General features: G+C 56.1%; 22 protein-coding genes and 1 riboswitch. Of the genes, 9 read left to right on the top strand and 13 right to left on the bottom strand.

Translation table 11 applies throughout. The annotated features are described in order from the left end of the window. Window positions 1–10: 10 nt before the first annotated feature. The 3 genes from fmt to def (ABXG94_RS11750) are packed head-to-tail and all read right to left on the bottom strand — an operon-like array spanning window position 11 to window position 1,964. Window positions 11–919, bottom strand: coding sequence for a methionyl-tRNA formyltransferase (gene fmt / locus ABXG94_RS11760; protein WP_353534536.1), 909 nt, complete (start codon window positions 917–919; stop codon window positions 11–13). Between the two features lie 38 nt (window positions 920–957). Continuing rightward, window positions 958–1,455, bottom strand: coding sequence for a peptide deformylase (gene def, locus ABXG94_RS11755; protein WP_353534381.1), 498 nt, complete (start codon window positions 1,453–1,455; stop codon window positions 958–960). Then, window positions 1,452–1,964 carry a peptide deformylase gene (def, locus tag ABXG94_RS11750; protein WP_353534534.1) on the bottom strand — a complete coding sequence of 171 codons (513 nt, stop codon included), beginning with the start codon at window positions 1,962–1,964 and terminating at the stop codon, window positions 1,452–1,454. Before def (ABXG94_RS11750) ends, def (ABXG94_RS11755) begins: the two co-directional genes overlap by 4 nt. Window positions 1,965–2,070: 106 nt before the next feature. On the opposite strand from def (ABXG94_RS11750), the gene ABXG94_RS11745 reads away from it, so the two are divergent. Beyond that, window positions 2,071–3,246 carry a MalY/PatB family protein gene (locus ABXG94_RS11745; RefSeq protein ID WP_353534380.1) on the top strand — a complete coding sequence of 392 codons (1,176 nt, stop codon included), beginning with the start codon at window positions 2,071–2,073 and terminating at the stop codon, window positions 3,244–3,246. Window positions 3,247–3,316: 70 nt separating this feature from the next. Here the strand turns inward: ABXG94_RS11745 and ABXG94_RS11740 are convergent, their stop codons facing one another. Then, a complete protein-coding gene (locus ABXG94_RS11740) occupies window positions 3,317–3,679 on the bottom strand; it encodes a hypothetical protein (protein ID WP_353534379.1) in 363 nt (120 codons plus the stop codon). Between the two features lie 169 nt (window positions 3,680–3,848). Between ABXG94_RS11740 and ABXG94_RS11735 the strand changes: the two genes are divergently transcribed. The 4 genes from ABXG94_RS11735 to ABXG94_RS11720 all read left to right on the top strand — a co-directional run bounded on the left by ABXG94_RS11735 (window position 3,849) and on the right by ABXG94_RS11720 (window position 8,045). Then, window positions 3,849–4,823 (top strand): glutathione S-transferase family protein, encoded by a 975-nt coding sequence (locus ABXG94_RS11735; protein WP_353534377.1) that lies wholly within the window; start codon window positions 3,849–3,851, stop codon window positions 4,821–4,823. A 141-nt stretch (window positions 4,824–4,964) separates the two neighbouring features. Further along, window positions 4,965–5,906: a threonine-phosphate decarboxylase CobD gene (gene cobD, locus ABXG94_RS11730; protein ID WP_353534375.1), complete on the top strand. Its 942-nt coding sequence runs from the start codon at window positions 4,965–4,967 to the stop codon at window positions 5,904–5,906. Window positions 5,907–5,910: 4 nt separating this feature from the next. Next, a complete protein-coding gene (gene cbiB / locus ABXG94_RS11725) occupies window positions 5,911–6,819 on the top strand; it encodes an adenosylcobinamide-phosphate synthase CbiB (protein ID WP_353534374.1) in 909 nt (302 codons plus the stop codon). Window positions 6,820–6,875: 56 nt separating this feature from the next. Next, complete coding sequence (locus tag ABXG94_RS11720; protein WP_353534373.1) at window positions 6,876–8,045, top strand: lytic murein transglycosylase; 1,170 nt, start codon at window positions 6,876–6,878, stop codon at window positions 8,043–8,045. On the opposite strand, the gene smc is transcribed toward ABXG94_RS11720, so the two are convergent. Beyond that, window positions 8,046–11,501 carry a chromosome segregation protein SMC gene (gene smc / locus ABXG94_RS11715; protein ID WP_353534371.1) on the bottom strand — a complete coding sequence of 1,152 codons (3,456 nt, stop codon included), beginning with the start codon at window positions 11,499–11,501 and terminating at the stop codon, window positions 8,046–8,048. Between the two features lie 201 nt (window positions 11,502–11,702). Beyond that, window positions 11,703–11,903: riboswitch (cobalamin riboswitch) on the top strand. Between the two features lie 35 nt (window positions 11,904–11,938). On the opposite strand from smc, the gene ABXG94_RS11710 reads away from it, so the two are divergent. Next, a complete protein-coding gene (locus tag ABXG94_RS11710; RefSeq protein WP_353534369.1) occupies window positions 11,939–12,109 on the top strand; it encodes a CbtB domain-containing protein in 171 nt (56 codons plus the stop codon). A gap of 15 nt (window positions 12,110–12,124) precedes the next feature. After that, a complete protein-coding gene (locus ABXG94_RS11705) occupies window positions 12,125–12,811 on the top strand; it encodes a CbtA family protein (RefSeq protein ID WP_353534367.1) in 687 nt (228 codons plus the stop codon). A gap of 100 nt (window positions 12,812–12,911) precedes the next feature. Here ABXG94_RS11705 and ABXG94_RS11700 read toward each other — a convergent pair whose 3' ends face one another. Beyond that, complete coding sequence (locus ABXG94_RS11700; RefSeq protein WP_353534366.1) at window positions 12,912–13,247, bottom strand: DUF1636 family protein; 336 nt, start codon at window positions 13,245–13,247, stop codon at window positions 12,912–12,914. A 97-nt stretch (window positions 13,248–13,344) separates the two neighbouring features. Here ABXG94_RS11700 and ABXG94_RS11695 point away from each other — a divergent pair, with 97 nt between their 5' ends. Then, window positions 13,345–13,800: a GNAT family N-acetyltransferase gene (locus tag ABXG94_RS11695; RefSeq protein WP_353534365.1), complete on the top strand. Its 456-nt coding sequence runs from the start codon at window positions 13,345–13,347 to the stop codon at window positions 13,798–13,800. A 6-nt stretch (window positions 13,801–13,806) separates the two neighbouring features. On the opposite strand, the gene ABXG94_RS11690 is transcribed toward ABXG94_RS11695, so the two are convergent. Then, window positions 13,807–14,211: a hypothetical protein gene (locus tag ABXG94_RS11690; RefSeq protein ID WP_353534363.1), complete on the bottom strand. Its 405-nt coding sequence runs from the start codon at window positions 14,209–14,211 to the stop codon at window positions 13,807–13,809. 48 nt (window positions 14,212–14,259) lie between these two features. Further along, a complete protein-coding gene (locus ABXG94_RS11685) occupies window positions 14,260–15,480 on the bottom strand; it encodes an aminotransferase-like domain-containing protein (protein WP_353534361.1) in 1,221 nt (406 codons plus the stop codon). A gap of 156 nt (window positions 15,481–15,636) precedes the next feature. Here ABXG94_RS11685 and ABXG94_RS11680 point away from each other — a divergent pair, with 156 nt between their 5' ends. Beyond that, window positions 15,637–16,407, top strand: a complete 771-nt coding sequence (locus ABXG94_RS11680; protein WP_353534360.1) for a FadR/GntR family transcriptional regulator — start codon at window positions 15,637–15,639, stop codon at window positions 16,405–16,407. Between the two features lie 110 nt (window positions 16,408–16,517). On the opposite strand, the gene ABXG94_RS11675 is transcribed toward ABXG94_RS11680, so the two are convergent. The 5 genes from ABXG94_RS11675 to ABXG94_RS11655 form a co-directional block, all read right to left on the bottom strand. Further along, window positions 16,518–17,075, bottom strand: coding sequence for a F0F1 ATP synthase subunit B (locus tag ABXG94_RS11675; RefSeq protein WP_353534358.1), 558 nt, complete (start codon window positions 17,073–17,075; stop codon window positions 16,518–16,520). 4 nt (window positions 17,076–17,079) lie between these two features. Then, complete coding sequence (locus ABXG94_RS11670) at window positions 17,080–17,622, bottom strand: F0F1 ATP synthase subunit B' (protein ID WP_353534357.1); 543 nt, start codon at window positions 17,620–17,622, stop codon at window positions 17,080–17,082. Window positions 17,623–17,703: 81 nt separating this feature from the next. Next, a complete protein-coding gene (locus ABXG94_RS11665; protein ID WP_022572950.1) occupies window positions 17,704–17,928 on the bottom strand; it encodes a F0F1 ATP synthase subunit C in 225 nt (74 codons plus the stop codon). A gap of 85 nt (window positions 17,929–18,013) precedes the next feature. Next, entirely contained in the window at window positions 18,014–18,772 is a 759-nt protein-coding gene (locus tag ABXG94_RS11660) for a F0F1 ATP synthase subunit A (protein WP_353534355.1), read from the bottom strand. Window positions 18,773–18,774: 2 nt separating this feature from the next. Continuing rightward, window positions 18,775–19,104, bottom strand: a complete 330-nt coding sequence (locus ABXG94_RS11655) for an AtpZ/AtpI family protein (RefSeq protein ID WP_353534354.1) — start codon at window positions 19,102–19,104, stop codon at window positions 18,775–18,777. Between the last annotated feature and the right edge of the window lie 253 nt (window positions 19,105–19,357).

The following is a 19,357-nucleotide window of genomic DNA, read 5'->3' as shown; positions in this document are numbered from 1 at the left end:
AACCTTGGGCTTAGGCCAGCAGTTTGCCCTCGGGCAGCGCAAATCCCTGCAAAAACACAGAGGCATCCTGGGCCCCTTTGCCGGCACGCTGCAAACGCAACAAGCTCACCGCCCCTTCACCGCAGGCCACAGTCAAACCATCATCTAACAATTGGCCCGGTGCGCCTGTTCCCTTGGCAAGACGCGATCCCAAAAGCTTTACCCTTTGGCCGTCGATTTCACACCAGGCACCCGGAAACGGCGATAGGCCACGAATTTGCCGGTCAACCTCCTCGGCGGACTGTGTCCAGTCAACCCTTGCCTCGGCCTTGTCGATCTTTTGTGCATATGTCACACCGTCCATGGCCTGCGGCACAGGCTCTAGCTCCGGCAAATGTGCCAAGGCATCCACAATCGCCTTGGCCCCGATTTGGCTTAGATGATCATGTAATTGCGCTGTGGTTTCTTCGGCCCCAATAGAGGTCGTCTGACGCAATAAAACCGGGCCCGTGTCCAAACCGGCTTCCATCTGCATAATGCAAACCCCGGTCTCTGCATCACCAGCCATAATGGCGCGGTGAATCGGAGCCGCCCCGCGCCACCGCGGCAACAGACTCGCATGAATATTCAAACACCCCTGTTTTGGCGCATCCAAAATCGCTTGCGGCAAAATCAGCCCATAGGCCACCACCACCGCAACATCCGCATTCAAGGCTGCAAAGGTCTCCAGGGCCTCTGGAGTGCGCAGTGACACCGGGTAGTGCACCGGCAGACCCAGAACTTCGGCCCGCGCCTGAACTGGGCTTGCGCGCTCTTTCTTGCCGCGTCCAGCGGGGCGCGGCGGCTGGCTATAGACCGCAACCACCTCGTGGCCAGCCTCAACCAAAGCCTCTAGAACCGGAACAGAAAAATCTGGTGTGCCCATAAAAATAACGCGCATCATGACCTCGTCTCAATGTGCCAAGCAAACTTGCCTGATCAGCTTTGCATTTTCTTTGCGCGTTTGATCAGCATCTCGCGCTTGGTGCGGCTCAGGTGATCAAAGTACATCTTACCGTTGATATGGTCGATCTGATGCTGAACGGATGTGGCCCAAAGCCCAACAAAATCCTTTTCAGCCATCTCGCCGTTTTCATCCATATAACGCACGGTCACCGCGCGGGGCCGCGAAATCTTCGCTGACACGCCGGGCAGATTGGGGCTGGCTTCTTCGTGCTGTCGCGGCTCGACGGATTTATGCAAAACCTCTGGGTTGGCCATTTTCACAACCTGCCCCCGCTCAGAGGACGCATCCACCACAATCAACCGTTGCAGCACGCCAATCTGATTGGCCCCCATGCCGACACCCGGCATGGCTTCCATCGTGTCGATCAGGTCCTGCCAAACACCGCGCTCTACATCGGTGATCTCTTGCACCGGTTCTGCAGCTGTCCGAAGCCGTTTATCCGGCCAGGGCAAACAGGGTCGCACGCTCATGCGCGGGCCCGTTCACGTTTCATCTTGGCAGATTTTCGCGTCATCATCTGACGTTTCATCGGGCCCAAATAATCAATGAACAACGTGCCATTCAAATGATCAATCTCATGTTGCACACAGGTCGCCCACAGCCCGTCAAAGTCTTTTTCCTGCGGATTGCCGTTTTCGTCGATCCAGCCCACGCGCACGTCAGACGGGCGTGTCACCTCTGCAAATTGGTCAGGGATGGACAGGCACCCCTCTTCATAGGTGTTTTTGTCTTCTGACGACAGCAACACCTCTGGGTTAAACATCACAACGGGCTCTGGTTCGCCTTCTTTGATACAATCCATCACGATCAAGCGCGACAACACGCCGACTTGGGGCGCAGCCAGGCCGATGCCGGGGGCATCATACATGGTTTGCTGCATGTCTTTGGCCAACAAGCGCAAGTCATCTGACAAATCTGGGACCGGATCACAGATTTTTTTCAGCCGCGGATCGGGGTGTATCAAGATCGATTTCAACATGGCGATGACATAGGCCAAGGCGCAGCTTTCTGCAACGGCTCTTGCGCTCAGAGAGCAATTCGATAGCGTGCGCAAAAACGTCAGATGTGACTCAAAGGAGAACCCCATGAATTTTGACAAGCCCATCAATCGCGCCGGCAGCCAATCCTCGAAATGGGATTTGATGCAACGCGGCTTTGGCGTCGACCCAAAAGACGGCATTGCGATGTGGATTGCAGACATGGATTTTGAGGCCCCCGACTTTCTGCAATCCGCCACCCAGGGGCTGATCGAAAAAGCCAACTATGGCTATTTCTGCGGCATGGAATCGTTTCACGAGGCGGTCGATTGGTGGATGCACAGCCGCCACGATTGGCATGTTAACCCTGAATGGACCTTTTTGACCTTTGGTCTGGGGCATGGCATTGCAACCACATTGCAGGCCTTTACTGACCCGGGCGACACCATCGTCACTTTCACGCCTGTCTATCACGAATTTCAGGCCAAGATCGAAAAGACCGGGCGCGTGAACCTGCAATTGCCGCTGATCCAAGACGCTGACGGCCTGTATCGCATGGATTTTGACGCCTATGACGCGTTGATGACTGGCCGGGAAAAATTGCTGCTGATCAGTTCGCCGCACAACCCGGCCGGGCGCGTGTGGACACAATCCGAACTCACCGCCATGGCCGCATTTTGCCAGAAACACGACCTGCTGCTGATCTCTGATGAAATCCACCAGGACCTGACCTTTGCTGGGCAGAAACACCTGACAGCCGCCCGCGCGATGCCTGAAATTCTGGATCGCCTGATCATCACCACCGCGGCGTCCAAATCCTTTAACATTGCCGGGGCGCGCACCGGCTGTGTGATCATTCCAGACCCGGCTCTGCGCGCCCGCTTTGCGCCCTTCTTTCATAGCTTTGATATCAGCCCAAACCTTTTGGGCACCGAGCTTACAAAAGCGGCTTATTCCCCCCAAGGGGCTGAATGGTTGGACGCACTAAATACCTACCTCGAAGGCAACTATACACTGTTCAAAAGCGCCATAGATGCGATCCCCGGCCTAAAAATCATGCCGATGCAGTCCACATATTTGTCTTGGGTCGACACCAAAGACACCGGCCTGACGCGCGAAGAGGTGCGCAAACGGGTCTATGAAACCGCCAAGATCGCCGCAACGCCAGGCCATACTTTGGGCAAAGGCGGCGAAAGCTTCTTGCGGTTTAATCTCGGCACCCAGCGCGCACTGGTCCAAAAGGCCGCCCAGCGCCTGACGGATGCCTTCGCAGACCTAAGATAGCGTTAAAATCATCCCAGTTGGCCAATCAACAACATCGCAGCGACAGCAAATCCTGTCGCCTGCATGGCCGTTAGGTCTGGTCTGTCTGATCCGTGACCAAAGCGACCGGCGCGTCCTCTTCCTGAACAAAATCGAGCGGCGGTTCCTTGCGGGCCGCCGTGGCGCGTTTGAATTCATAAAACATCTCGTCGCCGTCAACGACCGACGCCACTACCAGACATTGGTACAGATGGCGCGCACCGTCGTATAAATCCACCAAACCCCGCAGGTTTGGGGCTTCTTCGACGTCCAGCGTAAACCCGTCGTCTTGAAACCGCAGAACAGGATAAATCTCGTCGCCCGCCCGCACACGCAGCCGATTTTTCTTTTTCAATCCAGACTTTCGGGCCGCATCCAACCCAGCCTGAACTTCCTTTGAAAGAAACGTGGTCATTTTTTGCTCCAATTCCTCAAAATAGTCGCCTCTAACCTCTGGTCACGTCAAGAGTATCACCCTGAAACCACTGTCTACTGTGCACATTCGCGCAACAGTTCTGCAACAGACGCAATTGCGCAATCCCGCTTTCCAGCTAGATTAAGCCCAACCTATTAAGGAGAGACAAATGGGACTGCTCGTAGACGGCCAATGGGTCGACCAATGGTATGACACCAAAAGTACCGATGGAAAATTCGTGCGGTCCGCAGCACAATTTCGTAACTGGATAACAGCAGACGGCACCGCTGGCCCCGACGGGGCAGCCGGTTTCAAAGCGGAATCAGGTCGTTACCACCTCTATGTGTCACATGCCTGCCCATGGGCGCACCGCACCTTGATTTTCCGCCAACTCAAAGATCTTGCGCCGCATATTTCAGTCTCGGTTGTGCATCCGGACATGCTCGACCAAGGCTGGACCTTTGAAAAAGATCAAGCCGGAGCCACCGGTGACACCCTGTTTGACAACGATTTTGCACATCAGATCTATACCAGAGCTGATCCGAGCTATTCCGGTCGCGTCACCGTGCCAATTCTTTGGGACAAGCAACAAAACACCATTGTCTCCAACGAGAGCTCTGAAATCATCCGCATGTTCAATAGCGCGTTTGACGCCATCACCGGCAATACCACAGATTATTGGCCAGCCTCTAACCGGGACACCATCGAAGAGGTCAATCAACGCATTTATAGCAATGTGAACAACGGGGTCTATAAATCCGGCTTTGCCACCTCGCAAAGCGCCTATGACGCCGCAGTTGCGCCCCTGTTTGACACATTGGACTGGGTCGAAGCCCGGCTATCCGCCAACCGGTATTTGATGGGCACCACCCAAACCGAAGCAGATTGGCGGCTGTTCACCACTTTGGTGCGGTTTGATCCGGTCTATCATTTGCATTTCAAATGCAACCGCAAACGGATCGTCGATTACCCAAATCTCTGGGCCTATACCCGCGATTTGTACCAAACCCCCGGCGTGGCAGAAACGGTGAATATGGCACACATCGTGCGTCACTATCATTTCAGCCACGAATCGATAAATCCCCATCGCATCATTCCCATCAATCCGGTTCTGGATTTCATGGCCCCCCATCATCGCGCCTAAGCGCCGCAACGCCCACGACTCTAGCTCCGCGGCGGGTAAAAAACCGCGCCACAAACGCCCGCGTTGACCCGCCGCCTCGCCGCCCCTTGCCAAACGCCTGATTTTCCGCGAACACAGCCCAGCGCTATGTCGGAGACAAATATGTCCAACGCTCGGGATCACGGAGGTGGCTTGGATGCTGCCATCCTCACATATGGCGGCAGCCGGGAAACTTGGCTTGATCTCTCGACAGGGATCAATCCACAGCCCTATCCGCTGCCAGAGTTCACCGCCAACGATTGGGGCGCTTTGCCTGACAGTCAGGCGCAAGCGGACCTGACGGCCGCAGCACGATCGTTTTGGAACGTGCCCGCATCTGCCGCCATCCTGGCAGCCCCCGGGGCCTCAAGCTTGATCGCCCGTCTGCCCAATATCTTGCCAGGCCATCACGTCGACATTCCAAAGCCCACCTACAACGAACACGCCGCTGCCTATCACGCGCATGGCTGGGCAGAACGCCAGACCAACGCCGATCTGCGCGTGCTGGTGCATCCCAACAATCCCACGGGGCAGTTCTGGTCGACCTCTGATCTTGCAACCACATTCAACGTCGTGGACGAAAGCTTTTGTGACATTGCACCCGAGGCCTCGATGATCGCCCAAACCGCGCAACCAAACTGCCTGATCCTGAAAAGTTTCGGCAAATTCTGGGGCCTTGCGGGGCTGCGGCTAGGCTTTGTCATCGGCAACCCAGAACTGCTGGCCAAACTGCAAGACAGCATCGGCCCTTGGGCGGTGTCTGGCCCCGCCCTGCGCACAGCCACCGCGGCACTTGGGGATCACGACTGGGCCGCGAAAACCCGCGCCCGGCTGGCCCAAGACAGCCAACATCTTGATGCGTTGATGACCCAACAGGGGGCCAAAGTGGCCGGGGGGTGCGACCTCTTTCGGCTTTATCAGGTCGACAACGCACAGACTTGGCAGGCCCGTCTGGCAAAACACCATGTCTGGAGCCGGATCTTCCCCTATTCAGACACCTATCTGCGTCTCGGCCTCCCGGCCCATGATCGTTGGGATCACCTGACCAAAGCCCTGAACGGATAATGATATGAGCACTGCATTGATCTTGGGCCTTGCCCTGATTTTAGACGCCGCCCTTGGGGAACCAAAGTGGTTGTGGGATCGCATGCCGCACCCGGCTGTGGTGATCGGCAAAGCCATCACCTGGGCCGAAAACCGGCTCAACGCGGCACCGTCTCAGCGCCTCAAAGGCGCAGTTTTGGTTGTGGGGCTGGTGCTTGCCGCTTGGCTTATCGGCAAATTCATCGGCCTGTTTGGTTGGCTTCCGACGCTTTTGGTCACCGCCATTCTTCTGGCCCAGCGCGCGCTTGTGCAACATGTGCAAGATGTTGGCGACGCCCTGCGGCTTTCGCTTGGGGACGGGCGCGCCGCAGTGGCCAAAATCGTCAGCCGCGACACCCAACAGCTTGATGCGGGCGGGATCAGCCGTTCCGCCATCGAAAGCGCCGCCGAAAATCTTTCAGACGGCGTCATCGCCCCGGCGTTTTGGTTCCTGATTGCAGGTCTGCCCGGCCTTTTGATCTATAAAGCCATCAACACCGCCGACTCGATGATCGGTTACCGCACCGAACGCTACAAAGATTTCGGCTGGGCCGCAGCCAAACTTGATGACGTCTTAAACTGGCTGCCCGCGCGCATCACTGCCGCACTGATTGCTATCACCCACAACGGGTTATCTGCTTGGTCTGACATTCGCGAAGACGCAGGCTTTCACAAATCCCCAAACGCCGGTTGGCCCGAAGCCGCCATGGCCCGCGCGCTAAATGTCGCCTTGGCAGGCCCACGCGCCTATGACGGCGAGATGCGTGATTTCCCCTATGTGCACGACTTTGGTCAGATTGACATTGGCCCCAATGCGATTGATCGGGCCTGCACAGCGTTGTGGCGGGTCTGGGGCTTAAGTCTGGCGCTTGTCTTTGCCTTGGCATTGATCTGACATTGCGAAACTCCATGCAGATGCTAGTCTGCGCCAAAGTTTGATAAGAGGTTTTTATGCGTTTTGCCATTTCTCTCGCAGCATTGGTTTTGCTGGCCACCACCGCCACGGCAGATGCCAAATGTGGCGGATCTTTTTCGGGTTTCGTTAAGGGTCTAAAAACCGAAGCCACCGCACTGGGGCACTCCAAACAGACCGTGAACCGCTTTTTTGCAAATGTCGCGCAAGATCCGCGCACCTTAAAAGCCGACCGCGCACAAGGTGTGTTTCAAAAACCTTTCCTCGAGTTTTCACAACGACTGATCAGTTCCAACCGGCTGAACGTCGGCAAAGCCAAAGCGAAACAGCACGCCAATACCTTTAACCGCATCGCGCAAGAGTACGGTGTTTCGCCCGGCGTCCTACTGGCCTTCTGGGCGTTTGAAACCGATTTTGGCGGCTTCCAAGGTGACTTCAATACATTGAACTCTTTGGTCACCCTGGCCCATGACTGCCGTCGCCCTGAATTGTTCCGCCCGCAGGTCTTTGCCGCGCTTGAACTATATGAACGCGGCGACTTCTCCCCAAGCAAAACCACAGGTGCCTGGGCCGGAGAAATTGGCATGGTGCAAATGTTGCCCGCCGACATCATCGAAAACGGTGTGGATGGCGATGGCAACGGCACGGTCGAGCTGAAAACCTCTGCCACCGATGCGCTGATGTCAGGCGGCAAAATGCTGCAAAATCTTGGCTGGAAAAAGGGCCAGCCTTGGCTGCAGGAAGTCACCGTGCCCAACAAAATGGACTGGTCCCTATCGGGCCTGAACACAACCAAATCCACCAGCGACTGGGCGCGTTTGGGCATCAAACCCCGTCAGGGCAAACTTGCAAGACTTCCAGCGTCACTGATTCTGCCACAGGGTCGCAAGGGGCCTGCCTTCTTGGCCTACCCGAACTTCAAAGTTTACTTTGAATGGAACCAAAGCTTTATTTACGTCACCACCGCCGCCTATTTCGCCACCCGTCTTGAAGGGGCCGCGCCCTATAATCAGGGCAACCCGGAAACTGGACTGGTGGGCCAGCAAATGAAACAGCTGCAACAGAAATTGCAAAACCGTGGCCACGATGTTGGGAAAATTGATGGCATTCTCGGCGCAAAAACCCGCGATGCGGTACAAGCCGAACAACGCCGTCTAGGCCTGCCCGCTGACGCATGGCCAACCCCGACACTGCTTAACAAACTGTGATCAAGCCACCAGGGTTTCTGCGGCCTTTAGGTCAACAGAAACCAACTGGCTAACGCCTTGTTCCTGCATGGTCACGCCAAACAGGCGGTCCATGCGGGCCATGGTCACCGCGTGGTGCGTGATGATCAAAAAGCGGGTTTCGGTCTGGCGGCACATCTCGTCAAGCAGGTCACAAAACCGCGTCACATTGGCGTCATCCAAAGGCGCATCCACCTCGTCCAGCACACAGATGGGTGCCGGATTGGCCAAGAAGACAGCAAAGATCAACGCCATGGCTGTCAGAGTTTGCTCGCCCCCCGACAACAGCGACAAAGTCGACAGTTTCTTGCCCGGAGGTTGGCACATGATCTCTAGGCCCGCGTCCAATGGGTCTTCGCTTTCCACCAAAACCAAATCCGCTTCGCCGCCGCCAAACAAATGCTTAAACAACAACGAAAAGTTGCTGTTCACCTGTTCAAACGCTGTCAAAAGCCGTTCGCGGCCTTCGCTGTTCAGACTGGCAATGCCCGCACGCAAAGTGGCAATGGCTTGCTCTAAATCCAGCTTTTCTGCCGCAAGCGAATCGTGCTCTTCCTGAACCTCGCGAGCATCTTCTTCGGCACGCAAATTCACTGCGCCCAATGCATCGCGCTGCCGTTTCAGCCGGTTCACGTCCGCTTCAATCGCGTGGCTGTTTGGAATATCTTCTGGCGTAATGTCCAATGACGCCAAAAGCGCCTCTGGAGTTTGATCCATATCATCGCGAATACGCCCCGTGGCGGTGGCCACAGTTTCGCGCGCAGCATCCGCAAGCGCTTCGGCGCGCGCCCGTGCTTCCCGCACCTCCGAGGCTGATCGCTCTGCGTCCCGCTCTGCTTGCTCTGCAGCCCGCAGCCCGGTCTCTGCTTCGGCCAAGGCATCACCAGCCTTGCTGCGGCGCTCCTCGGCATCTTCAATCGAAATCGTCAGCTCTTCGCGCTTTTCCGAAATCTCTTCAGGCACCATTTGCGCTTCCAACAATTCCTCTTCCGAGGCTGCCTTGCGTTCCGCAAGCTCGCCGCTGCGTTTCTCGGCAGTTTCCAACCGATAGCGCCAACCGCTGATATCTTTCTTTACCTGCTGACTGCGCCCGATACGCGCGTCGCCATCCCGGCGCAACTCATCATGGGCAGACCGTTTTGCCATCATGGTGATGCGCGCAGCTTCAACCGTCATCTTGATGTCTTCAACCGCCCCGCGCGCCGCGTCCAGATCGCCAAGATCCGCCATATTGCGCTCGGCCTCAAGCACCTGCGCGCGCGCTTCCATCGCATCTTCTTCGTGACGCCGCACCGCATGGCTCATCGACTCGCTTTTGCCCGCCGCAAGGTTTCTGTCAGCCTCGGCGCGGCTTAAAGCGCGCGCAGCATCTGCCACCGCGCGATCCGCGTCTTTGCGGGCCTCTCGCGCCAAACGGTCCGCTTCGCCAAGCGCGCGTAGCCTTGCTTGCAACGTTTCATGGGCATCCACCGCCCCATCTGCTTGCGCCGTCGCGCGCGCCATTTGCTGTTTTAACTCTTCCAGTCGGTTCAACTGCTGCAAACGCAGCGCGGCAGCACTCGGCGCATCTTCGGCCCACGCACGAAACCCATCCCAACGCCACAGATCCCCTTCCAGCGACACCAAACGCTGCCCAGGCTTAAGCTGTGATTGCAACGCCAAGGCGTCTTCGGTGGCCACCAAGCCAATCTGACTCATGCGCCGTTCCAGCACCTCTGGCACCGACACGTGTTGAACCAACGAGGTGATCCCCTCTGGCAGCGTCTGCGCCGTGTCATATTGCGGCAAAGCATGCCACCCAGAGGGACCATCCTCGTCGACTTCCGGGGCACGTAGATCATCCGCCAAGGCTGCGCCCAGGGCTTTTTCAAAGCCCTGTTCAACCTGCAAACGATCCAATATCTGGCCGCCCTCAGCGGTATCGCGCTCAACCAATTTGGCTAGGGCCGACACTTCCGCCCGCAGCGCGTTCAGCTCGCCTTCGGCCTCAGAGCGTTCCGCCCGCGCATCTGCTTCGCGCGATTGGGTTTCGGCCCGATCGTCTTCGGCTTCCGCCAGCGCTTCTTCGGCCAAAGAGGCACGCTCAACGGCCTCTTCTTCTGCCTCTTGCGCCAGCTCAAAGTCTGCCTCGGCCTGCGCCAGCGCCGCTTGGCTCTCTGACACGACCTGCTGCGCTTTCTGGGCCTCGGCTTCGCTGCGAACCTGTTGCTTTTTGGTATCCGCCAGCAATCGCTGCGCCGATTGATGCCGCGCCGCCAACCGCGCCACGTCTTCTGTCAATTGCGCCAGATCGCTTTCGCGCTCTTGCAAAACAGAAGCCGCTTCACGTGCTGCATCCGATGCCTCTTCCAAACGTTCCTCTTGGCCATCAGCCGCCTTTTCCAATTCGCGCTGTTCCCACTCCAGACGCTGCATGGTTTCACCGGCATCCTTGTTCAAACCCGCCTCACGCTCGATATCACGACTCAATTGTTCGATCCGATTGGTCAGGGTCAAAATCACCTGACGCGCGTGGTCTTCTTGGTCTTTCAACGCATCGCGCTGCACTTGCAAACGCTGTAAAATCGCGCTCGAAATGGCCTCTTCTTCGCGCAGCGGCGGCAAAGTCTTATCCAGATCCTCACGCAGCCGGCTTGCGGCTTGCGCTTCGGATTCAGCCCGCGCCGCTGCAAGGGTTTTTGCGCGCAAGTCCTCTTCGATTTTGGCGCGCGCATCATCCGCGTCACGCCAGCGCCGATACAGCAACATACCTTCGGATTGACGCAGTTCTGTGCCAATGGCCTTATAACGTGCCGCTTGACGGGCTTGCCGCGCCAAAGACGCCAGTTGTCCGGCCAATTGCTCGACCACATCGTCGACCCGCAGCAAGTTTGCCTCGGCGTTTTTCAACTTCAGCTCCGCCTCATGGCGTCGCTGATACAGGCCAGAAATGCCTGCCGCCTCTTCCAGAATCCGACGCCGCGCTTTGGGCTTGGAATTGATCAGTTCCGAGATCTGCCCCTGCCGCACCAATGCCGGAGAATGCGCCCCAGTCGAGGCATCCGCAAACAGCATCTGTACATCGCGCGCCCGCACATCTTTGCTGTTCACCTTATAAGCAGAGCCAACATCTCGCGTGATCCGCCGGTTGATTTCAAGGTTATCGTCGTCATTAAAACCAGCAGGTGCCAGCCGGTCGGCATTGTCAATTTGCAGCGCCACTTCGGCAAAGTTGCGCGCCGGTCGCGTCGCCGCCCCGGCAAAAATCACATCCTCCATGCCACCGCCGCGCATGGCTGTCGGGCGATTTTCGCCCATCACCCAACGCAGGGCTTCCAACAGATTCGATTTTCCACAGCCATTGGGGCCCACAACACCGGTCAAACCATCAGCGATGATCAGGTCGGTTGGGTCCACAAAGCTCTTAAAGCCCGTTAATCTGAGTTTGGAAAAGCGCAAATAGCAAGTTCCTGTGATTCCAGCGTCTCTAAACTTTGCAAAGTGGTAGCGCCCAAAGTCAACGTATTTCCCCACAATATTGCGGATATCGTCCAGTTATCCACAAGATATTGCGACATGCGTCAATTCCTACGTGGCTCCTGATGTCTTAAAAAAACGCACATTGGTCGCTATTCGCCTTGACCCAAACCCCCATAAACGGCCAAACAGGACCCATATGGTATCCCACGTGGCTTCACAGGGATAAATGGGAATGAGGAAGGGTCTATGGACCTCGGCCTCAGCCGCCCCCGCGACTGTAAGCGGCGAGCGAAACACAAGAACCACTGGGGGTTTCCCCTGGGAAGGCGTGTGACGCTGCGACCCGCGAGCCAGGAGACCAGCCATATGTTTTGGAAACCCCACCCGTCGGGTGTGACGGGACTAGGAGAAGAGATATGACGACGATTATTGCAAATATTTCCGCCGCACGTTCAAACATTGGCGCATGCGCATTGGCCCTGACCATTGGTGTTGCATTGTTGACAGTGTCCGGCATGGCCCAAGCAACTGTTCTGCACGACGCAGCACACGACCAGCGCCACGCGATGGCTTTCCCTTGCCACTAAGCCGCACACTTTAAAATGTCGAAAAATTTGTTATCCAGCGCGTTGTTCGCTGGTCTGATTGCAGGGGCCGTAGCGGCCCTTCTTCAGTTCGTGTTTGTGATTCCTGCTTTGCTGGAAGGCGAACTTTACGAAGGCGGAGAACGTCTCCACTTTTTGGTCGATGGCAGCACCCAATCCGAGCGCGGCGCGCCCGGTCTAGGCACCAAATGGGGCCGCCACGCAATGACCGTTGCCTTTAACATGGTAACCTATACCGGCTATGGTCTGATCCTCGCCGCCGCGATGGTGTTTGCGCGCGACAAAGGGGTTGCAAAAGTCTCTGCCAAGGCGGGCCTGATCTGGGGTCTTGCTGGCTTTATCGCAGTGCAACTGGCACCGGCTGTTGGCCTGCCACCAGAACTGCCCGGCACCCCAGCGGCCGAACTCGCCCCCCGTCAGATCTGGTGGATCTCTACGATTGTGGCAACCGCTGTGGCTCTGGCCATGATCGCCTTTGCGCGGTCTGGGATCTGGCAGATTGCTGGCGGGATCTTGTTGATCTTGCCGCATCTTATTGGTGCCCCACATCTGGACACCTATTTCGGCATCGCCCCACCCGAGCTTTCTGCTGAATTTGTCACGCTTTCTTTGGGCATGGCGGCCATCGGCTGGGCAACCTTAGGCTATTTCGCTGCCTTCTTTATCGAGCGCGGCGAAAGCTGAAAACGCTCACAAACCAAGATGTCTGGCCCGTTCTTCACAGAGCGGGCCATATTTGTTCTGCCCTGTCGAATGCCCGATAGCCGGCATAGGATCGCGGTCATCAAATCGCTGGGATTTTACCGACCAGACAATGCCGCAACCGCCCAGCTGCGCGCGCATCGGTGATCTCTCCATCTTGCGCCGCCACATACAACCCTGCCAAGGCAGCCGCATCCCCAACATCGCTTGCTGCCACATCAGAAAATAAATATGCCGTCTTGCCCACTCCTCTCAGGGCCAGCGACATCGGCGTATCACACAGGTTCAGGCAGGCCACCGTGCGCACCTCGATCTCTAGGTGACTCACGCGTTCAGCCAGCGCAGTTGCAAAATCTTCGCCGGGCAACTGCCCATTTTCTAAGCGACAAGTTTTACACAGGTAAATGACATCAGACATCGGGAAAACTTTGTTTTGTGACCCCACCGAATTATGCGAGAATTCTATACCCGGCAAGCCCTCATCCCCTGCCTACCCCATGCCCAAGGAAGCCCAAATGAACAAGGTTGACGTCACACAAGGCGATCCCAGAGACCCAGCAGCCACCGCGCTGCTGCAATCAAGTCATGCGTTGATGCAAGAGTTGTTTGCCGCTGAGGACAATCACTATTTAGAGATTTCCGACCTTTGCGCGCCCAACATTCGATTCTTCATAGCCCGCGCCCACGATCAGACAATGGGCTGTGTGGCCTTGGCCAATCAAGGCGCATATGGCGAGGTCAAATCGCTGTTTGTGTCCCCCACAGCCCGCGGGCTTGGGGTCGGCAAAGCCCTGATGCAGGCGCTCGAGGCCGAAGCGAAACAGCAAGCACTGCCCGTGCTCAATCTGGAGACCGGTGATACCTTGACCGCCGCCCAGCGGCTATATGAACGCCATGGATTTCACTACTGCGGTGCTTTTGGGTCTTATCCGGAAAGTGCGGCTTCGGTCTTTATGACAAAAACACTCTAAAGGCGTTTAACTGCATTGCATCGACAGATCCCCGGCCAGTGTCGCGTTCGCACTGCTGACCTGCACGCATTCCAGATATTTGCGTTTTGGCGGCTTGAATTTGGCAACTTCTGAAGCAACCAGCGCCTTATTGCAGTCAATGGTGCCCACCAACAGGGCCACATCACCGCGAAATTCTGTTACCGGGCATCCCGTGGTGGTTTCAATCGCAAATTCAGCTTTTCGGGCAATCTCTGCAATCACCGGTCGAGCCTCAAAATTCACTCGAATGATTTCGACCAAATCGCCATTGCGCCGCAAATCAAAGCTGCTGCCCTCCACCTCCATGCGGGTGGCCTCGGCCTGCCAAAAGTTTGGACCAGGCGAGCTGCAGGCGCTCAGGAATAGCAAAAGGCAAAGGAGGCGAAACATGCCCTACCTTTGCCCATCATGGTTAACAAATGATTGAGGCTGAACCGGCTATTGCGCCGCTATTTCGGCACTCACAACGCTGGCAAGCCGTTGCACACCTTCGCGTATCGTCGCCTCATCCGCGCAGGAAAAACTCAGTCGAATGGTGTTTTCGCCAGATCCATCTGCAAAGAACGCCCGCCCCGGCACAAAAGCCACTTTTACGGTTTCCAACGCCCGCTGCAACAGATCCGCCCCATTCAGGCCCACCGGCAGGGTAATCCACACGAACATCCCGCCTTCAGGACGCGTCCAACTCACGCCTTCGGGCATAAACTCGTGCAGCGCCGCCAACATCGCATCACGTCGCGCTGAATAGGCCGAGTGCAGCTTTGCAACATGGCTGTCAAATTGGCTCTCAGCCACATGGTGAATTGCCATTTGGTTCACGGTCGAACTGTGCAAATCTCCGGCTTGTTTCAGCAACACCATCTGCGAAATCACCGGGGCCGCCGCGCAGACCCAGCCCACCCGCAGGCCCGGCGACAATGTCTTTGAGAAACTGCCGCAATACACCGTGCGACAGGCATTGATGTCCCCTTTTCGCGCCATCTCCAGCGCCAAAATCGGCGCAATCGCCTCACCATCATAGCGCAGTGACTGATAGGCCGCGTCCTCGATCACCGCACAGTCCAGATCTTCGGCCAAAGCCAACAAGTTCTCGCGACCACGTTGATCAACCGTTTCGCCAGTTGGGTTTGAAAAGTCCGCGGACAAATAGGCGAATTTCACCCGCCCGCCTGCGGCTTCAGCCTCAGCCGCATAATCCGCAGCCGACCGATTGCCATTCACCTGCAACCGATCATAGCGGGGCTCATAGGCGTTAAAGGCCCCCAACGCGCCCAAATAGGTTGGCCAGTTGATCAGCGCAGTGTCATTTGGCGACAAAAACAACTTGCCCAGATAGTCCAAGGCCTGCTGCGAGCCCGACGTGATCAAGATGTTTTCCGGCCCACAATCGACGCCCAATTTGGCCATCTGTTGCGCCAACCATTTGCGCAGCGGCAAATATCCTTCGCTGACAGAATACTGCAATGCAGTGGACTGTTTTTCCGCGCTCAGCGCATCTTGATAAGCCTCTTTAAACGCCGCCGCCGGAAAGATTGCCGGGTCGGGAATACCGCCCGCAAATGAAATGATTCCAGGCTGCTCCAACAGCTTCAACAGTTCCCGAATTTCAGACGCCTTCATACGCGATGCCCGACTGGCAAAAATATGTTGAAAGTCCATCGAATCCCCACCCTAATCTATGATTCAAAAAGGGACAGTAAGTGAGACCTATTAAAAGTCAATACTCCTGCCATTTATCCTTCCACCACGCGACGTCACTTGCAGCCCACCTCACATCGTGGTCAAATATGATGACCAAATTAATCCCGAGGCCCTATGCCCTTTCAAAAAGTCACGCCCGAGAAACTCTCAACCTCGGTCATTCGCCAAATCGAATTGCTCATTTTGCGCGGCATTCTGCGCCCTGGCGAACGCCTGCCCGCAGAGCGTGAATTGTCCGAACGGCTGGGCGTCTCGCGGCCCTCTCTGCGCGAAGCCATCGCCGAGCTTCAGTCGCGCGGGTTGCTGAGTTCCAAAGCCGGTGCAGGCATCTTTGTGGCAGATGTACTAGGCAACGCCTTCAGCCCAGCTTTGGTGGATCTTTTCTCCTCACATGACGATGCTGTGTTTGACTACATCGCCTTCCGCCGCGACATGGAAGGCCTGGCCGCCGAGCGCGCCGCCAAATTTGCATCTGACACGGATCTCAAAGTCATCGACACGGTCTTTAAAAAGATGGAAGCCGCCCACCCCAAGCGCAATCCAACGGACGAAGCCCAACTTGACGCAGATTTCCACCTGGCCATCATCGAAGCCAGCCATAACGTGATAATGCTGCACATGATGCGCTCTATGTATCAGCTGCTGCGCGAAGGCGTGTTTTACAACCGCACCATCATGTTTAAGCAGCGCACGACGCGCACAGAGTTGCTGGAACAACATCGCAGCATAAACACCGCCCTACAGGCCCGCGACGCCGCTGCTGCACGCCAAGCGGTGTCAGATCACCTCACCTATGTCGAGCGCTCGCTTAGTGATCACAACAAAGCCAAGCAAAACGAAGCCATTGCCAAACAGCGCTTTGAGCACGAAGCCGCGCGGGACTGATCGCGACCTTTTTGCAAGCACACGACCCAATTTGACTTCTGACCCAAGCATCAAAAACAAAAAACCCGGCCACCAGGACCGGGTTCTTTAAATTCTAAAACCGAATTTACTTAGTGAAGCTTGGCTTCAACTTCGCCAATTGCAGCGTCGATCAGCTTGTTGCCTTCAGTGGCGGTCATGCCCTTGGCAATCACTTCGTTGGCAGCGCCAATAGCGATCACGATGGCTTGGTCGCGCACTTCTTTCACAGCAGATTTCTCAGCAGAGGCAATTTGATCAGTCGCAGCAGCCAAACGGCGCTCAATAGAAACCGCGAGGTCTTGCTTGGCCTGCTCAGCCGCAGCGCTTGCATCGATCTTGGCTTGCGCCACGATCCGGTCAGCCTGCTCTTGAACTTCTTTCTGCTTACGCTCGTAAGACGCCAGAATAGTCTGGGCTTCTTCACGCAATGCGCGGGCTTCATCCAGTTCAGAACGAATGCCCTCGGCACGTTTGTCCAACATGCCGCTCAACATCGAGGGCACCTTGAACTTCAGCAGAACAAGAACAAACAGGATGAACGCCATCAATACGATGAAATCGGTATTGCCCAGCGAAAAGAACGGACCAGACGCGGCAAAAGCCGGTGTCGCCGCGGTCAGGGTCAAAAGAGTTGCTAGTTTACGCATGTCCTTACCCCTTCATCCGAGTTTCAACAGCTGCAGTCACGGCTTTGGCATCTGCCTTACCGCCCAATGCAGAAACGATTTCTTTCGCAGTCTCTGCCGCAACATCGCGAATGTTTTCAACCGCACCAGCACGGATCTCGGCAATTGCCTTCTCCGACTCTGCTGCTCTGGCAGAAATCTCCGCGTCAGCCTTGGCTGTCGCTGCGTCCAGATCAGCCTGAATTTCCGCTTTGGCTTCTGCAACAATGCGACCGGCTTCCGCACGGGCATCTGCAAGAGCTTTGTTATAAGCGTCTTCGGCGTCAGCTGCTTTCACCTTCAGCTCTTCAGCTGCGGCGATGTCATTTGTAATTGTCCCCTGACGCTCGGCCAGAACCGCAGCAATGCGCGGCAGCGCGATGCGCGAAAGAACGAAGTAGATCGCAACAAGTGTGATCAATAGCCAGAAAATCTGGTTGCCCCAGTTCGAGAAATCCAGCTGTGGCATACCGGGGGCCGATGCAACCTCTGCTGCGTGGCCTGCGGCTGCGTGTGTATCAGTCGCCATAACGTCCTCCTGGGAACTTCCGTAGTCTTACGGGTGAGATGCTGGTGCAACCCACCCGCACGTAAGGATGGTTCCGCTAGATTAGACGGCGAACATCAGCAGAAGTGCAACTAGGAACGAGAAGATGCCCAGTGCTTCTGCGAAGGCGATACCGATGAACAGTGTCGCTGTTTGGGAAGCTGCTGCAGATGGGTTGCGCAATGCGCCTGCCAAGTAGTTACCTGCGACGTTACCAACACCGATAGCGGCTGCGCCGGAACCGATAGCTGCAAGACCTGCGCCGATGTGTGCGAGTTGACCTTCCATGGTGAATTCTCCTTACGTTGGAAGTTAATAGATAGATAGGTGTTCGACTTGCCGTAGGCCGGGCGTCTGCCCGGCGCTGCGTTTATTAGTGCGATGGATGCAAAGCGTCCTTCAGGTAAACACAAGTCAGAATGGTAAAGACATAGGCCTGGATAAAGGCCACCAGGACCTCAAGACCATACATTGCGGTGATCGCTACGATCGACAGCGGCGAGACCACTGCGATGGCGGCAAAACCCGCGAAAACTTTCAGAACCGCGTGGCCCGCCATGATATTGCCAGCCAGACGAATGCTGTGGCTCACGGGGCGCACGAAATAGCTGATCACTTCGATCAAGGCCAGGATAGGACGCAGCGGCAGCGGGGCAGAAGACACCCAGAACAGACCCAAAAAGCCCAAGCCGTTTTTCGCAAAACCAACAATCGTCACTGTCAAGAAAACAGCCAGTGCAAGCACCACGGTGACCGCAAAATGCGATGTGGTTGCAAAGCTCATTGGCAGCAAGCCAAGGAAGTTCGCAAAGACGATGAACATGAACAGGGTCATGATATATGGGAAGAACTTGATGGCGTCTTTGCCAGCAACATCTTCAACCATTTTATAGACAAAACCATAGGCCAGTTCTGCAACAGACTGTCCGCGGCTTGGAACAATCGCGCGGCGCGATGTGCCAAAAACCATCAAGGCAACCACGGCAACGACCGAAAGGGCCAGCCAGAGGGTCACGTTTGTGATGGTGAACATGCCAATGTGATCGCCACCAAACAGCGGCTTAACAATGAACTGATCCATCGGGTGAAATACTAGGCCACCCTCTTCTGCGCCGTGTGCTTCGCTTGCCACGTCTAGTCCCTCTCATTCTTTTCGGCCTGATCGGCCAATTGCTTCGCTTGGATTTCTTTCGCACTGCGGATCATCACGTTGACCCCGGCGGCAAAACCCAAAAATATGAACAGGATCAGAAAAATTGGCTTCGTGCCAAGCAGGGTATCTAGCCCCAATCCAATCCCAAAACCGATCAAAAGACCGGCGACAAGCTCAATCACCATCCGCCAGGCCAGCTGAGCCTGAGAATAGTGTTCCTCCATATGATCCTTGGGTGCCTGGGTCTGTTTGACCGCCTCGATCCGTTCCTCAAGCTGCCTTAAGCGCTCTTTGTCTTCAGGATCGGTCACGCGCAATTCCAATGGTTGAACTCGGCGCATAGCTAAGCTGCAGCGCGGCATGAGTCAACGAGAGTCTCAATCCTGCGCGGCGCGCATCTAAGCACTTGAAAAACAATGCTATTTCAAAAGCCTAAACTGCCAAATATCAACCGTTCGAACTCCCATTCAGGGTAAAAACGGCGATTTTCCGTATTCAACTATTTGGTTGAATATCCCTCAACGTCAAACTGGGAATAGGATTGAGCCCCTTGCCACAAACCAT

It is taken from the genome of Cognatishimia sp. WU-CL00825 (assembly GCF_040364665.1).
Classification (GTDB): domain Bacteria; phylum Pseudomonadota; class Alphaproteobacteria; order Rhodobacterales; family Rhodobacteraceae; genus Cognatishimia.
This window is presented reverse-complemented; position numbering and strand designations above follow the sequence as displayed.

Bases quoted from the DNA above. Each gene is read 5' to 3' on its own strand.
- ABXG94_RS11745 (WP_353534380.1), top strand. From the start codon at position 2,071: ATGAATTTTGACAAGCCCATCAATCGCGCCGGCAGCCAATCCTCGAAA.
- fmt (WP_353534536.1), bottom strand. From the start codon at position 919: ATGCGCGTTATTTTTATGGGCACACCAGATTTTTCTGTTCCGGTTCTA.
- ABXG94_RS11680 (WP_353534360.1), top strand. From the start codon at position 15,637: ATGCCCTTTCAAAAAGTCACGCCCGAGAAACTCTCAACCTCGGTCATT.
- ABXG94_RS11735 (WP_353534377.1), top strand. From the start codon at position 3,849: ATGGGACTGCTCGTAGACGGCCAATGGGTCGACCAATGGTATGACACC.
- ABXG94_RS11740 (WP_353534379.1), bottom strand. From the start codon at position 3,679: ATGACCACGTTTCTTTCAAAGGAAGTTCAGGCTGGGTTGGATGCGGCC.
- ABXG94_RS11675 (WP_353534358.1), bottom strand. From the start codon at position 17,075: ATGCGTAAACTAGCAACTCTTTTGACCCTGACCGCGGCGACACCGGCT.
- ABXG94_RS11705 (WP_353534367.1), top strand. From the start codon at position 12,125: ATGTCGAAAAATTTGTTATCCAGCGCGTTGTTCGCTGGTCTGATTGCA.
- ABXG94_RS11685 (WP_353534361.1), bottom strand. From the start codon at position 15,480: ATGGACTTTCAACATATTTTTGCCAGTCGGGCATCGCGTATGAAGGCG.
- ABXG94_RS11720 (WP_353534373.1), top strand. From the start codon at position 6,876: ATGCGTTTTGCCATTTCTCTCGCAGCATTGGTTTTGCTGGCCACCACC.
- cbiB (WP_353534374.1), top strand. From the start codon at position 5,911: ATGAGCACTGCATTGATCTTGGGCCTTGCCCTGATTTTAGACGCCGCC.
- ABXG94_RS11690 (WP_353534363.1), bottom strand. From the start codon at position 14,211: ATGTTTCGCCTCCTTTGCCTTTTGCTATTCCTGAGCGCCTGCAGCTCG.
- cobD (WP_353534375.1), top strand. From the start codon at position 4,965: ATGTCCAACGCTCGGGATCACGGAGGTGGCTTGGATGCTGCCATCCTC.
- def (WP_353534534.1), bottom strand. From the start codon at position 1,964: ATGTTGAAATCGATCTTGATACACCCCGATCCGCGGCTGAAAAAAATC.
- ABXG94_RS11700 (WP_353534366.1), bottom strand. From the start codon at position 13,247: ATGTCTGATGTCATTTACCTGTGTAAAACTTGTCGCTTAGAAAATGGG.
- ABXG94_RS11665 (WP_022572950.1), bottom strand. From the start codon at position 17,928: ATGGAAGGTCAACTCGCACACATCGGCGCAGGTCTTGCAGCTATCGGT.
- ABXG94_RS11695 (WP_353534365.1), top strand. From the start codon at position 13,345: ATGAACAAGGTTGACGTCACACAAGGCGATCCCAGAGACCCAGCAGCC.
- ABXG94_RS11710 (WP_353534369.1), top strand. From the start codon at position 11,939: ATGACGACGATTATTGCAAATATTTCCGCCGCACGTTCAAACATTGGC.
- def (WP_353534381.1), bottom strand. From the start codon at position 1,455: ATGAGCGTGCGACCCTGTTTGCCCTGGCCGGATAAACGGCTTCGGACA.
- ABXG94_RS11670 (WP_353534357.1), bottom strand. From the start codon at position 17,622: ATGGCGACTGATACACACGCAGCCGCAGGCCACGCAGCAGAGGTTGCA.